Source organism: Gordonia sp. (in: high G+C Gram-positive bacteria) (genome assembly GCF_052106715.1).
GTDB lineage: Bacteria > Actinomycetota > Actinomycetes > Mycobacteriales > Mycobacteriaceae > Gordonia.
This window is the reverse complement of record NZ_JBQEDL010000014.1, coordinates 78,612-91,698: the sequence shown is the minus strand read 5'-3', so window position 1 is coordinate 91,698 and position 13,087 is coordinate 78,612. Positions and strand designations below refer to the sequence as shown.

The 13,087-nt window shown below is 66.2% G+C and carries 12 protein-coding genes and 1 pseudogene; 7 read left to right on the top strand and 6 right to left on the bottom strand.

Translation table 11 applies throughout. The features are described from left to right. Positions 1-382: pseudogene (locus ACTIMF_RS09430) on the top strand (dihydrolipoyl dehydrogenase); the annotation flags it as partial. Positions 383-573: 191 nt separating this feature from the next. Here the strand turns inward: ACTIMF_RS09430 and ACTIMF_RS09425 are convergent. Next, entirely contained in the window at positions 574-1,812 is a 1,239-nt protein-coding gene (locus tag ACTIMF_RS09425; RefSeq protein WP_442350025.1) for an amidohydrolase family protein, read from the bottom strand. Positions 1,813-1,974: 162 nt separating this feature from the next. Between ACTIMF_RS09425 and ACTIMF_RS09420 the strand changes: the two genes are divergently transcribed. Beyond that, the gene (locus ACTIMF_RS09420; RefSeq protein ID WP_442350024.1) at positions 1,975-2,808 is read left to right on the top strand and encodes a DNA-3-methyladenine glycosylase family protein; all 834 of its coding nucleotides are present in this window, start codon (positions 1,975-1,977) and stop codon (positions 2,806-2,808) included. A gap of 25 nt (positions 2,809-2,833) precedes the next feature. Here ACTIMF_RS09420 and ACTIMF_RS09415 read toward each other — a convergent pair whose 3' ends face one another. From ACTIMF_RS09415 to ramB, 3 genes are read right to left on the bottom strand one after another with little or no spacing between them, the layout of a single operon-like run. After that, positions 2,834-3,460: a class I SAM-dependent methyltransferase gene (locus ACTIMF_RS09415; RefSeq protein ID WP_442350029.1), complete on the bottom strand. Its 627-nt coding sequence runs from the start codon at positions 3,458-3,460 to the stop codon at positions 2,834-2,836. Positions 3,461-3,483: 23 nt separating this feature from the next. Next, entirely contained in the window at positions 3,484-4,029 is a 546-nt protein-coding gene (locus ACTIMF_RS09410) for a carboxymuconolactone decarboxylase family protein (protein ID WP_442350023.1), read from the bottom strand. Positions 4,030-4,070: 41 nt separating this feature from the next. Then, positions 4,071-5,495 carry an acetate metabolism transcriptional regulator RamB gene (gene ramB / locus ACTIMF_RS09405; RefSeq protein WP_442350022.1) on the bottom strand — a complete coding sequence of 475 codons (1,425 nt, stop codon included), beginning with the start codon at positions 5,493-5,495 and terminating at the stop codon, positions 4,071-4,073. A gap of 99 nt (positions 5,496-5,594) precedes the next feature. Here ramB and ACTIMF_RS09400 point away from each other — a divergent pair, with 99 nt between their 5' ends. The 4 genes from ACTIMF_RS09400 (at position 5,595) to ACTIMF_RS09385 (ending at position 10,007) form a co-directional block, all read left to right on the top strand. Beyond that, positions 5,595-6,341 (top strand): hypothetical protein, encoded by a 747-nt coding sequence (locus ACTIMF_RS09400; protein WP_442350021.1) that lies wholly within the window; start codon positions 5,595-5,597, stop codon positions 6,339-6,341. A gap of 359 nt (positions 6,342-6,700) precedes the next feature. Beyond that, positions 6,701-7,993 carry an isocitrate lyase gene (aceA, locus tag ACTIMF_RS09395; RefSeq protein ID WP_442350020.1) on the top strand — a complete coding sequence of 431 codons (1,293 nt, stop codon included), beginning with the start codon at positions 6,701-6,703 and terminating at the stop codon, positions 7,991-7,993. Positions 7,994-8,158: 165 nt separating this feature from the next. Continuing rightward, positions 8,159-9,043, top strand: a complete 885-nt coding sequence (locus ACTIMF_RS09390) for a 3-hydroxybutyryl-CoA dehydrogenase (protein ID WP_442350019.1) — start codon at positions 8,159-8,161, stop codon at positions 9,041-9,043. A gap of 220 nt (positions 9,044-9,263) precedes the next feature. Further along, on the top strand, positions 9,264-10,007 hold the full coding sequence (locus ACTIMF_RS09385; protein WP_442350018.1) for a heparin-binding hemagglutinin: 744 nt from the start codon (positions 9,264-9,266) through the stop codon (positions 10,005-10,007). Positions 10,008-10,093: 86 nt separating this feature from the next. On the opposite strand, the gene ACTIMF_RS09380 is transcribed toward ACTIMF_RS09385, so the two are convergent. Further along, entirely contained in the window at positions 10,094-10,945 is an 852-nt protein-coding gene (locus ACTIMF_RS09380; protein ID WP_442350017.1) for a polyphosphate kinase 2 family protein, read from the bottom strand. Beyond that, entirely contained in the window at positions 10,942-11,715 is a 774-nt protein-coding gene (locus ACTIMF_RS09375; protein ID WP_442350016.1) for a TetR/AcrR family transcriptional regulator, read from the bottom strand. Before ACTIMF_RS09375 ends, ACTIMF_RS09380 begins: the two co-directional genes overlap by 4 nt. A 139-nt stretch (positions 11,716-11,854) precedes the next feature. Between ACTIMF_RS09375 and ACTIMF_RS09370 the strand changes: the two genes are divergently transcribed. After that, positions 11,855-13,072: a DUF445 domain-containing protein gene (locus ACTIMF_RS09370; protein WP_442350028.1), complete on the top strand. Its 1,218-nt coding sequence runs from the start codon at positions 11,855-11,857 to the stop codon at positions 13,070-13,072. Positions 13,073-13,087 lie beyond the last annotated feature (15 nt).

Sequence of the window (13,087 nt, the reverse complement as noted above, 5' to 3'; positions counted from 1 at the left end):
GCTCGGCGACTACCGCATGATGCCGCGCGCGACGTTCTGCCAGCCGCAGGTCGCGTCGTTCGGTCTCACCGAGGAGCAGGCGAAGGCCGAAGGTTACGACGTCAAGGTCACTAAGTTCCCGTTCACCGCGAACGGCAAGGCGCAGGGTCTCGGCGCTCCGGCCGGTTTCGTCAAGCTGATCACCGACGGGACTCACGACGAGTTGATCGGCGGCCACCTGGTGGGCGACAACGTCTCCGAGATGCTCCCAGAGCTGACCCTCGCGCAGAAGTGGGACCTGACCGCCAACGAGTTGGCGCGCAACGTTCACACCCATCCGACCATGAGCGAAGCGCTCCAAGAGACCTTCCACGGCGCGATCGGTCACATGATCAACCTGTAGGGGCGCACCACTTAGGCTGCAGGATCCCGCGCAGCGAGGTCGCCTCTGGTGCCCGCTGCGCGGGATCCTGTGTGCCGGCTATCTGCGAATCTGCGGTGCCCGTCGGGTGATCAGGAGATCCTGGTGGAAGTCCATGTTTCGGCCGACGGTCACCGTGCCGTCGGCGTCCGGCCACAAGACACGTGTGCACCTCAGAGCGCGTATCCTCCGCGATTGCTGGCCGTCTTTCCTTCCTGGAGGACGAGCAGGATGTTGTCCTTGTCGGCGAGGCAGTCGATGTCGGCGAGCGGATCGCCCTTCACGACGACGATGTCGGCGAGCTTGCCCGCCTCGAGAGTGCCGACGGTGTCGGCGACGTCGCACAGTTCGGCGGACGTCTTGGTGCCTGCGACGATGGCCTGCATAGGGGTCATGCCACCGAACTTCACGAGGCAGCCGAGCTCGGCGAGGGTGTCCCCGTGGTCGGGGACCAGCCCGGCGTCCGTGCCGACGGCGACCTTGATCCCGGCGTCGACGGACGCCTGAATCGATTCGTGGGCGAGTGCATGCCACTTGGTGCTCTTGGCGACGGCCTGCGGGGTCGCGGTGTCGGGTTTGAGTGTCTCGATCAGCGTCGGCACCAAGAACTGGCCTCGCTGGACCATCTCGGTACGCAGTTCGTCGTTGAGTGCGTAGCCGTGCTCGACACTGTGCACACCGCCCTGCACCGCGGCCTGGATACCGGCCAGACCGATGGCGTGCGCGGCGACCTTGCGGCCACCGTAGTTGTTCGCTTCCTCGACGAGGGCGGCGACGATCTCGGTGCGTGCACCGAGCCAGTCGGGATCGTCGGACGGCGAGGTCACACCACCGCTCGATGCGATCTTGAGTACGTCGACGCCCTCGCGCAGCAGGGTGCGTGCCTCTTTGCGCGCTTCGTCGACGCTGTCGACGATGACACCGCCGATCAGCCCCGAGCCGTCGAGACCGGATGGGATGTGGAAGTCGGCGTGCCCACCGGTCTGGCTGAACATCTTGTCTGCGACCAGAAGTCGCGGACCTTCGACGAGACCGTGCTTGACGGCGTCGCGTACACCGACGTCGACGCCCATGAGGTCCCGCACGGTGGTGACGCCTGCGGAGACCGTTGTCTTCAAACGTCCGATGAGCTCGAAGAAGCGGTATGACTCGGGCACCATCGCCGCCATGATGGGCGATCCCTTGGTGCCCGGCAACGACAGGTGGACGTGGCAGTCGAAGAATCCGGGCGTCACGGTGCTGCCGCCGACGTCGACGCGGACGGGATTCGTCGACTCGTCGATCTGCGGGGCACCGGCGGACGCGCCCGCATAGGTGATCTTCCCGTCGTCGATCACGATGACAGCGTCGGCTACGGCGTCGGCGCCGGTGCCGTCGATGAGTCGGGCATTGTGCACAATTGTTGTCGTCACGGAGCCATTCTGTTCGACAGATCGACCACGTCCCCGGATTCAACGCATTCGTGGCATGAAAACGACGCCGTCTGGCGCAAGTCGACGCCTCACCCCGCAGATCTGCACAATGGCAGAGTGAGAGCCGCAGACCGTCGGTGGACCTGCCCCGAGGCGACCCGCATGAGCGCTGTCCTCGGGGTGCACCGGCGCGGCAGCCGGGACCGGGCGTACCGGGTCGCGCCGGACGGCTCGATCTGGCGCGCCGTCCACACCCCGGACGGTCCCGGCACCGTGACGTTCGCCCGTGCAGGCGAACAGATCACTGCTCGCGCGTGGGGCGCGGGTGCGCAATGGCTCCTGGAGCGGGCGCCCGACATGCTCGGCACTGCCGACCGGCCGGCTGATCTGGTCGCCGACGACCCGGTGCTCGCACGCCTCGTCGCCCGCGCTCCCGGTCTGCGGATCGGGCGCACGGACCGGGTGTGGGAGGCGCTCGTCGCGTCGATCCTGGAACAGAAGGTGACCGGTACCGAGGCCTACCGGGGCTGGCGATATCTACTCGGTCGTTATGGCGAACCCGCGCCTGGGCCGGTGCCGCCCGATATGCGAGTGCCGCCGCCGCGCGAGGTGTGGCGAGAGATCGCCGAATCCGATTGGCACCGAAGCGGTATCGAGCCGGTTCGGATGAGGACCGTTCGGGCTGCGGCGCTCGTCGACGTCGAGTCGAAGGCCGACGTGCTGACCGCACTGCGCGGCGTAGGAGAATGGACGGCCGCGCACACTCGGATCCGAGCTCTCGGCGACCCGGACGCGGTTCCGGTCGGCGACTACCACACGCCGTCGGTGGTGGGGACCGCACTGATCGGACAGCGGATCGACGATACGCGCATGCTCGAACTGCTCGAGCCCTATCGCGGTCAGCGATACCGGGTGATCCGACTGTGCGAGGTGGCGAGCGGAATGCCGGAGCGCCGCGGCCCGCGGATGTCGACTCGGGACTACCGGGACTTCTAGGAACGGTTGCGCGGCAAGGTATTCGTCATGATGCGATCCTCGGTGTTCGCGCGTGGACGTACTGGCCGACGCCGGTGACGGTCTGTTCGAGGTGCTCCATCCCGAGCGAGCGCAGCCGGTCGACCACCTCGTCGAGGTCGAAGATCCGGAGGCCGACGAGTCCGGCCGCAAGCGTTCCGCCGGGCAGTGCCGCCACCGAGGTCCGCGCCGACGTAAAGACGATGATCTCCCCGCCGGGGGCGCAGACTCGTGCCATCTCGTCGAGAACCGGCAGCGGGCCCGGAATCAGATAGAGGGCGGCCAGGCACAGAACGGTGTCGAAGGAACCGTCGGCGAACGGGAGACGATGGGCGTCCCCCCGCACGAAGGTCACCCGCTCGTCCCCGTGGTCGCGGCCGGCGCGCGCGAGCATGGCGGCGGAGAAGTCGATGCCGACGTACCGGCCGTCGCCGGTCAGGCCGCCCGCCGCGTCGTCGCTGTAATTGCCGGGGCCGCAGGCCACGTCGAGGACGCGCCGGTCGCCGGGACGCGCGAGGTAGGCGCGCAACGCGTGATCGTAGTCGGCGGTGCCCGATCCGCCGAGGCTGAAACCGCGGGTGAAGATCGGTCGCCACGCCTTCTCATAGACGAGCGAGAACGCCGGGTTGCCCATCAGGTGCTGGGCGATGGTCGTCCTCACCGGTTCGAGGCGAACTCGTCGCGTTGGACACGCAGGACGCCGATCGTGGTGGCGAGGGAGTCGTACTGGCCGACGAGGAGGACGAGCGCGATCGCCTGACGTTCGGTGAGATGCCTGCGGAGCGAGTTCCACGTCGCATCCGACACGTCTCGGTCGGCGACGAGCTCGCCGACCGCACGCAAAAGCACCCGTTCGCGGTCGCCCCACCCCGCGTCCGGGCCGCCGACGATATCGGCGAACGCTGCGTCGTCGATCCCGGCTTTCGCTCCGAGACGACGGTGGTGGTCGAGTTCGTAGTCGCACCCGCGCAGGTGCGCGACGCGGATGATAATCATCTCCGTCTCGCGACGGGACAGCTCCCCGAACGGCATCATGCGTGAGGAGTAGTGGAGCCAGCCGCGGAACAGGCCCTTGCTGCGGCCGAGAGTGGCGAAGATGTGGGCGTTGTCGGTGCCGGTCGCAATCGACATGGCCCGCACCACCAGCCAATTGATCGGACCCAGATCGCCGAACGTACCGGGTGAGACGCGAGGTGTGCTCATACCTCGACCGTAGACCAGAAAGCGGATCGGCAGATCCAGCCTCAGGACATCGTGTAGGGCGAGACCGTGCTGCGGTGCTCGTCGATGTTGAGCGTCGAGCCCAGGGGAGGGAAGGCGCGCTGCGGACAGTTACGCCGATCGCAGACACGACAGCCCGCACCGATCGGCGTCGTCGCCGCGTCGGCCCCGATCTCGACGCCGTCCGAGTAGATGACTCGATTGGCATGTCGCAGTTCGCAACCCATGCCGATCGCGAAGGTCTTTCCGGGTTGTCCGTACCGCGCGGCACGGCGCTCGACGGTCCGGGACACCCAGAAGTAGTCACGTCCGTCGGGCATCTCGGTGATCTGGGTGAGTATCTTTCCGGGCGAGGTGAACGACTCGTACACGTTCCACAGCGGACAGGTGCCGCCGCTGGAGGAGAAGTTGAAGCCCGTCGCCGACTGCCGCTTGGACATGTTGCCTGCGCGGTCGACCCGGACGAACGTCCACGGGACACCGCGCAGGTTGGGCCGTTGCAGCGTCGACAGTCGATGACAGATGGTCTCGTAGGAGACCGCGTAGAACGCCGACAGCCGTTCGATGTCGTAGCGGAACTCCTCGGCGGCCCCGTGGAACTGTGTGTACGGCAGCACCGCGGCCGCGGCGAAGTAGTTCGCCAGTCCCTGGCGCGCCAACGCTGCCGCGTCGTCGCTCGAGAACCCGCCGTCGTCGACGAGTTCGGTGATGAGGTCGTCGAACTCCAGATAGGCGAGTTCGGCGGCCACCTTGAATCCGCGTTGACCGGCGCCCAGCGCGGCCGAGAACTCGAGTTGGCGACGCTCGGGATCGAAGCGGTGCAGCACGTTGTCGCCGAGGTCGACCCGTCGCACGATGCGGACGCCGTGCACGTCTTCCAGGCGCGCGGTGAGCTCTGCGCGCAGATCCGCCGAGTGCATCCGCATGCGTGAGGTCAGGTTCTCGGCGGCTTCGTCGAGTTCGTACACGTAGTTGCGTCGTTGATAGAAGAAGTTGCGGACCTCCTCGTGGGGCGCCGAGATGGTGCCGCGTCCGCTGTGGTCGCCGCGTCCGGCGGTCGCGGCGGCCAACTGCTCGGACACCACTCGGTATCGGCTGTACATCCCGACGAGAGCCTCGGCGATCACGCGGTGGGAGCTGACCATCGTCGAGACCTCGTTGGCGTCGCTCGCGGCCGGATCGAAGTCGAGGTCCTCGTCCAGGAGCGCCTCCCGCAGTTCGGCGACGAGGCGAACGTCGTCCTGGGGATCGAAGAAGCCGATGTCGATGCCGAAGATCTCGGTGATCCGTGCCAGCACCGGTGCGGTCAGCGGCCGGGTGTCGTGTTCGATCTGATTCAGGTACGACGCCGAGATGCCGAGCGTGGACGCCATCGTCAACTGGGAGAGGCCGCGTTCGGCGCGGAGTCTGCGCAGTCGTGCACCGACGTACATCTTGTTGCCACTCATGCCGGGACGCTTCCCACCTGTCTGCCCATCTGGCTACTCGTGTGTCCTGCTTCGCTTCTGTCTGCTCGTCGTGTCGCTCGCACCCGGTACCGTGACCGCGTGCGCAGCAGATCCCCGAACACGTCCACCATCATGGCGGTAGTCGTCGCCGGTGTCGCGGCGACGCTTCTCGCCGGATGCGGCGCGGGCGAGCCAGAGGCAGTCGGAACGACTCTCGCTGGTCGCCTCCTGCCGGGCGACCAGTTGCCCACCGGCTTCGCCGCGGTGCCGTACCAGGTGGACGACATGATCGCCGCGAATCGGTCGACGCTCGAGCAGGCGACGAAGGTGGGTTTCGAGCCCGCGCAGTGTCGCCCGACGGCCGACGCCGCGTTCAACCCGCACCTGACTGAGGACAACACAGTTCTGCTCGCGGCGCAGGCTGACGGCGGCACGATGACCGAACTCGTCAGCACGGTGCGTCGCAACGTCGACGCCGATCGTCGCGACACGAGCGGCCCGTGCCGGGTCGTGACGTCGAGGCCGACGACCGGTGTTCTCGCCGGTGCGCGCATCGTCAACACGGCGACGGAGCTTCCCGCTCCGTACGACGACTCGCTGCGCGAGGCGGTGGAGCAGTCGTATCTCCTGCGCACCGATTCGGTGACCACGCTGGCCGACGGCTCGGTCCGGGCACGTAGCTCATACCTGGCGAATGTGCTCGTGAAGGCTCCGGGAGAGGTCGTGACCGTGCAGTTGGGGGTGGGCTCGAACGACGCGACCGCTGCGCGGAGCGAGCCGCCGATGACCGAGGACGTGTTCGCGGGACTCGTGCGGTCGGCCGTAGAACGGGCATCTCGTCGGTAAAGAACTACCGGCAAGTAGGTGATATCCATCACAGTCCAGTAAGGTTGTGGCGGATGTCCGAGGCGGGTAGACGAAGCTCTGCCGACGTGGCCGCGGGGGCGGGCTGGATCGTTTTCCCAGTACGCGCGTACTTTTTTATTCGACAGGGCGGCGTGGTGCACCAATCGATCTTTGCAAGATTTGCAAAATCTGACAACCGAATGCCTCAACTTAACAGCGGAATGGTCTGGACCAGTACGTTTCGTCTGTGGCAACCTCGTGTCAGGCATCGCCTCAAGGTGTGAGTCGGTTCGCAACCGATGATCGCCAAGACCGAAAGCAGCCACTGCGAAGTCGCAGTTCTAACGAAAGCGAAGGCTATGAGCAACGTCGGAAAGCCGCGTACCGCCGCCGAGATCCAGCAGGACTGGGACACCAACCCCCGCTGGAAGGGCATCAAGCGCGAGTACACCGCAGAGCAGGTCGTCGAGCTCCAGGGCTCGGTCGTCGAAGAGAACACCCTCGCCAAGCGCGGCGCCGAGATCCTGTGGGACGGCGTCACCAAGGGCGACGGCAGCTACATCAACGCACTCGGCGCCCTCACCGGAAACATGGCCGTTCAGCAGGTTCGCGCCGGTCTGAAGGCCATCTACCTCTCCGGCTGGCAGGTCGCAGGCGACGCGAACCTCTCGGGTCACACCTACCCGGACCAGTCGCTCTACCCGGCCAACTCGGTCCCGAGCGTCGTGCGTCGCATCAACAACGCCATGCTGCGCGCCGATGAGATCGCCGCAGTCGAGGGCGACAACTCGGTCGACAACTGGGTCGTTCCGATCGTGGCCGACGGTGAGGCCGGCTTCGGTGGCGCCCTCAACGTCTACGAGCTGCAGAAGTCCATGATCGCAGCGGGCGCCGCAGGCACCCACTGGGAGGACCAGCTCGCTTCGGAGAAGAAGTGCGGCCACCTCGGCGGCAAGGTGCTGATCCCGACCCAGCAGCACATCCGCACCCTGACCTCGGCTCGTCTCGCTGCCGACGTCGCCGACACTCCGACGGTCGTCATCGCCCGCACCGACGCCGAGGCCGCCACGCTGCTCACCTCGGATGTCGATGAGCGCGACCAGCCGTTCCTGGACGGCACCCGCACCGCGGAGGGCTTCTACGGCATCAAGAACGGCATCGAGCCCTGCATCGCTCGCGCCAAGGCTTACGCTCCGTACGCGGACCTGATTTGGATGGAGACCGGTAAGCCCGATCTGGAGCTCGCCAAGAAGTTCGCGGAGTCGGTCAAGGCCGAGTTCCCGGACCAGCTCCTGGCCTACAACTGCTCGCCGTCCTTCAACTGGAAGGCGCACCTGGACGATGAGACCATCGCCAAGTTCCAGAACGAGCTCGGCGCGATGGGCTTCACCTTCCAGTTCATCACCCTGGCTGGCTTCCACGCCCTCAACTACTCGATGTTCGATCTGGCTCACGGCTACGCCCGCAACCAGATGGCGGCGTACGTCGATCTGCAGGAGCGCGAGTTCGCTGCCGAGGAGCGCGGTTACACCGCTACCAAGCACCAGCGTGAGGTCGGCGCGGGCTACTTCGACCGGATCGCCACCACCGTCGATCCGAACACCTCGACCGCAGCTCTCAAGGGCTCGACCGAAGAGGGCCAGTTCCACTAGGGACTAGTCCACTGGGGACTAGTTCACTAGGGACTAGTTCACTAGGGACTAGTTCACTAGGAGCTAGTCGAAAGCCATGACGATCCCGGGTCGGACGAGGGCACTGCCCCGCTCGACCCGGGATCGCGTGCATTCGCACGTTCTTCGACACGTCAGGATCCCCACATGGCAGGCGGGTACATCACTCGCGTCGGCATCGTCGGCGCGGGACGGATGGGCGCGGGCATCGCCGAGGTGTGCGCCCGCGCGCACTGCGACGTCCTCGTCCACGAGCGAGCTCGCGATCTCGTCGTCTCCGGCCGGGCGCGCATTCTCGACTCGCTCGATCAGGCGGTGTCCAGCGGGACGCTGACCGGACGCGAGCGTGACCATGTCTCGAGCAGGCTTCGATTCACCACCGATCTCGCCGACTTCGACGGCCGGGACCTCATCATCGAGGCGATCGTTGAAGACGAGGCCGCCAAGGTCGCCCTGCTCGGCAGGCTCGACGCGGCGGTCGGGTCGGCGACGATCCTGGCGTCGAACACGTCGTCGATCCCGATCGCGTCATTGAGTGCGGCCACCTCCAGACCGTGGAACGTGGTCGGCATGCACTTCTTCCATCCAGTGCCCGCGTTGCCGTTGATGGAACTCGTCACGACCGACCGCACTGACGACGATGTCACGCGCCGGGTGCGCGAGTTCGCCCACGACGTACTCGGCAAGCACGTGATCTGTTCGTCGGACCGCTCGGGTTTCGTCGTCAACGCGCTCCTCATGCCGTACCTGCTGTCGGCGATGCGGATGGTCGAGAACGGATTCGCAGGCGTCGACGACATCGACACCGCGATGGTCCTCGGCGTCGCACACCCGATGGGTCCGCTGCGTCTGGCCGACCTCGTCGGACTCGACACCGTCGTCGCGATCGCCGAACGGATGCACTCCGAGTTCGACGAGCCGATGTACTCGCCGCCCGCTCTGCTGCTTCGGATGGTTGCGCAAGGGCGACTGGGGAAGAAGGCAGGTCACGGCTTCTACCGGTACGGAGACCGGGTCATACCCGATATCTGAGCCGCCGTCGAGTGGCCGTTGCTAGCACTTGGCGCCATGCTCGGCTTGATCGACCGATCATGTCGATCGCGATAACAACGCAGGTCCATGAGGTTTCCGGAGTGCCGATTTGCGGCAATGAATGGTGACTTCAACCACGTTAGCTAGCAAAACGCTTGCATTTGCTAGCAGGTGGGACGACACTCGGAGTGTCAGTTAAAACCTGTGAACAGGAGGCTCCATGAGCACCGTCGAACGCACCCTCCCCACCCCGATCTTCGCCGTCGTCGGCGCCGGTGACGCCGCAGTCCAGGAAGTCAAGGACGCCGTCGCCGATCTGCGCACCCGCGCAGAGGCACGCCGCGACGCAGCCCAGACTCGCATCGACAACACTCGCACCCGTATCAGCGAGCTGCCCGACGAGGTCCCGAGCCTCGACGAGCTGCGCGGCAGGCTCACCACTGAGGAGCTCCGCAAGCTCGCCGACCCCTACATCGAGACTGCGACCGGCCTGTACAACTCGCTCGCCGAGCGTGGCGAGAGCGCCCTCGCGCGTCTGCGGGAGAACACCGTCGTCGACGAGAACTTCAACCGCGTCGAGAAGGCCTACAACGACGCCGTCGATCTCACCGAAGACGCGCTCGGTGTCGTCTCCTCGCAGACTCGCGCGGTCGGCGACCGCGCAGCCGGACTCGTCGGCCGCGCAGCCGACGAGGTCGAGGGCGCAGCTGTCGAACTCTCCGAGGCATCCGACAAGGCCCAGGCCGTCGCTGCCAAGGTCGAGGACACCGCGACCAAGGTGAAGACCGACAGCACCACCGCAGCCCAGAAGGTCGCAGGCGCCGCCGGAACCGTCGAGGCCAAGGCTCGCCCCGCAGCCAAGAAGGCCGCCCCGACCAAGACCACCGCGACCAAGACGACCGCGACCAAAACGACGCCGGCCGCCAAGAAGGCTCCGGCCGCCAAGCCCGCTGCAGGCAAGTAAGACTCTCTGCACCTGCCCGACTCACGCCGATCGCATCGCTACGATGCGGTCGGCGTCAGTCGTTTGGGGGTCGGGCGTCTGGTGGATCAGTCTGCGAGGTCCGCTACCCGCTTCTTCTCGGCCTTGACGTCGAAGTCGGCAGGCGGCCACGACAGATCGAGGGATTCCAGAGTCTCGGCGAGAAGGCGGGCCACAGCGAGGCGGGCGAACCATTTGCGGTCGGCCGGGATCAGGTGCCATGGCGCGGCATCGGTGTCCGTACGGTCGAACACCTCCTGGTACGCCTCGAGGTACTCGTCCCACAGCGCACGTTCGGCGAGATCGTTGGGGTCGTACTTCCAGAACTTGTCCGGCCGTTCCAGTCGTTCGGCCAGCCGTGCCTTCTGTTCGGCTTTGGACACCACGAGTGCGCATTTGACGATCGAGGTTCCCGACGCAGCCAACTCCGCTTCGAAGGCGTTGATCTCGTCGTAGCGGCCGCGCCACACGGACTCCGGAACCAATGAATGCACGCGCACCGGCAGCACGTCCTCGTAGTGCGACCGATCGAAGATGCCGATCCTCCCCGGTGCGGGCAGTGCGTTACGGATGCGCCACAGGAAATCGTGCTCGGCCTCGGACTGGGTCGGCTTCCCGAACCCGGTCACCATCACGCCCTGCGGATCCATCAGTCCCCCGACGTGGCGGACGATGCCGCCTTTGCCTGCAGTGTCCATGCCCTGCAACACAAGGAGAACCGAACGGTCACCGCCGCTGCGGCCCTCGGCGTACAACTTCTCCTGCAACTCGGTCAGCGTCTCGCCTGCGTCGGCGAGGTCGTCTGCACCCGATTTCTTGTCGCCGTCGTAACCAGGCGTCGACTCCGGATCGACGTCGGCCATCAGGCCGACAGTGCGCGCCCGGAGTACCGTGTGCGGACTCGCGAACCAGCCGCTCATGAAGGGTCTCCCGGCATCGGCGGCATCGTCAGCGGGTCCGCGGCGAATGCCTCCGGATCGCCGTTCCGGGTGACGATCCCGACCAGTGCGCCCCACACCAGCATCGTCAGTTCGTCGACCAGTTGTTTCGTCGGCTGGTCGCGAGTCACCAGCCAGGCGTCGACGGCGCGGATGATCGCGCCGACGATGGCGGCGGCCCATGTCTTTGCGCCGTCGGACTTCGCGCCGCGCGCAGAAAGGCGTTGCTCGATCGTCGACCGCACCGCACCGGTGAAGATCCGCTCCGTATAGGCGGCGGAATTGCTGCCTGACGATCGACCGGTCGTGAACACGTAGACGTTCGGATCAGCCGCGACCGTGTCCACATAGACGTCGATGACGGTGCGGACCAAGTCGTAGTCGGCGAGGTCGTCGGTCAACACGTCGGTCAGCAGCGGAAGCAGCGTCGACTCCATGTAGGTGACGGTCACCGCCGCCGCGAGATCGCTCTTATCGGTGAAGTACCGGTACAGCACCGTCTTCGACACCCCGATGTGCGCGGCGATCTCATCCATGCCGGTGGCCGGACCCAGGACGCGGATCGCGTCGAGCGTTCCCGCAGTCAACTCGGCGCGTCGCGTCTGCTTGTGGTGTTCCCACCGTTGTTTGCGTCCGTCGCCCGCAACGGCCTCGACGGCGGTGGTGAGGATTCGCTGCTCGAGTTCACGAGTCAGCGTTCGGGCGGCGTTCACGGCGACCGAAGCGGTCGACAGCGGGTTCAAGGAGGGCATCACCTAGCAACAGTAGTAGGTGTTCGGGAACACTGTGTACGTGTCGACAACCTTGGGATCCCCGCAGCAGTCGCCGCGTTCGACTCCGACCGGATTCGGTGTGGCAGGCGACGAACAGCGCGCGCGCGACTTGCGCAAGATGAAGATCGTGGCCACCGGCCTGCTCGTGGGGGCGGCGGCGATCTACTTCCTGATGCGCTGGATCGAGCATCGTGACGGTTCCGATACCGCAGCCTGGGTCGGGTTCGTGCGGGCGGCGGCCGAGGCCGGCATGGTCGGTGCGCTCGCCGACTGGTTCGCGGTCACGGCGCTGTTCCGGCAACCACTCGGCCTTCCGATCCCGCACACCGCGCTCATCCCGAGGAAGAAGGACCAGATCGGCGACCAGCTCGGTGAATTCGTCGAACAGAACTTCATGACCCCCGAAGTCGTCGTCGAACGCGCCGTCGACCTGGACATGCCGCGTCGTGTGTCCGGGTGGCTCGCCGATCCAGACAACGCGCCTCGCGTCAACGACGAAGTGTCGCGAGCTATTCGCCTCGGCTCGGAGATGCTCCGCGACGAAGACGTCGAGAAGTTCATCCAGGCGGTCCTGACCTGGGCGGCCGAACCGCTGTGGGCTCCACCCCTCGGCCGGGTCCTGGAACAACTCGTCGACGAGAACCGGGTGGAGCCGATCATTCAAATGCTGTGCGAACGCGCCCACGCGTGGGCCCTCGACAGCCAGGACCTCATCGACCGGGTCGTCGACCGGGACGGTCCGGCCTGGGTGCCGGGCTTCGTCAACAGTCTTGTCGGCGACCGGATCCACCGTGAGCTCACCGACTTCACGTACAAAGTCCGCGGCGATCCGAACCACGAGTTGCGGCGTGCCATGCACGACTTCGTGAAGGACTTCGCCCAGGAGTTGCAGCACGACGACGAGACGATCGCCAAGTTCGAGGGGATCAAAGCCGAGCTCCTCGGGCGCGACGAGGTGACCGGCGCGGCGTCCACCGCCTGGCAGGCGGGCAAGGACGTCATCGAGCAGATGCTCGACGACCCGTCGTCCACCCTGAGGACGTCGATCTCCGACGCCGTCGTCCGCCTCGGCGTGCGGATCCGGGACGATCAGCCGTTGCAAGCCAAGATGAACACCTGGGTCGCGCGGATCGCCCGACACGTCGCCGACAATTACTCGACCGAGATCATCTCGGTCATCACCGACACCGTTCGCGGATGGGATGCCGAGGAGACCAGCCGCAAGATCGAGTTGCAGGTGGGTCGCGACCTCCAGTTCATCCGGATCAACGGCACCGTCGTCGGTTCGCTGGCCGGCCTCGCCATCTACACGGTGTCGGTGCTCGTCTTCGGGTGACAAGCCCCACCACCG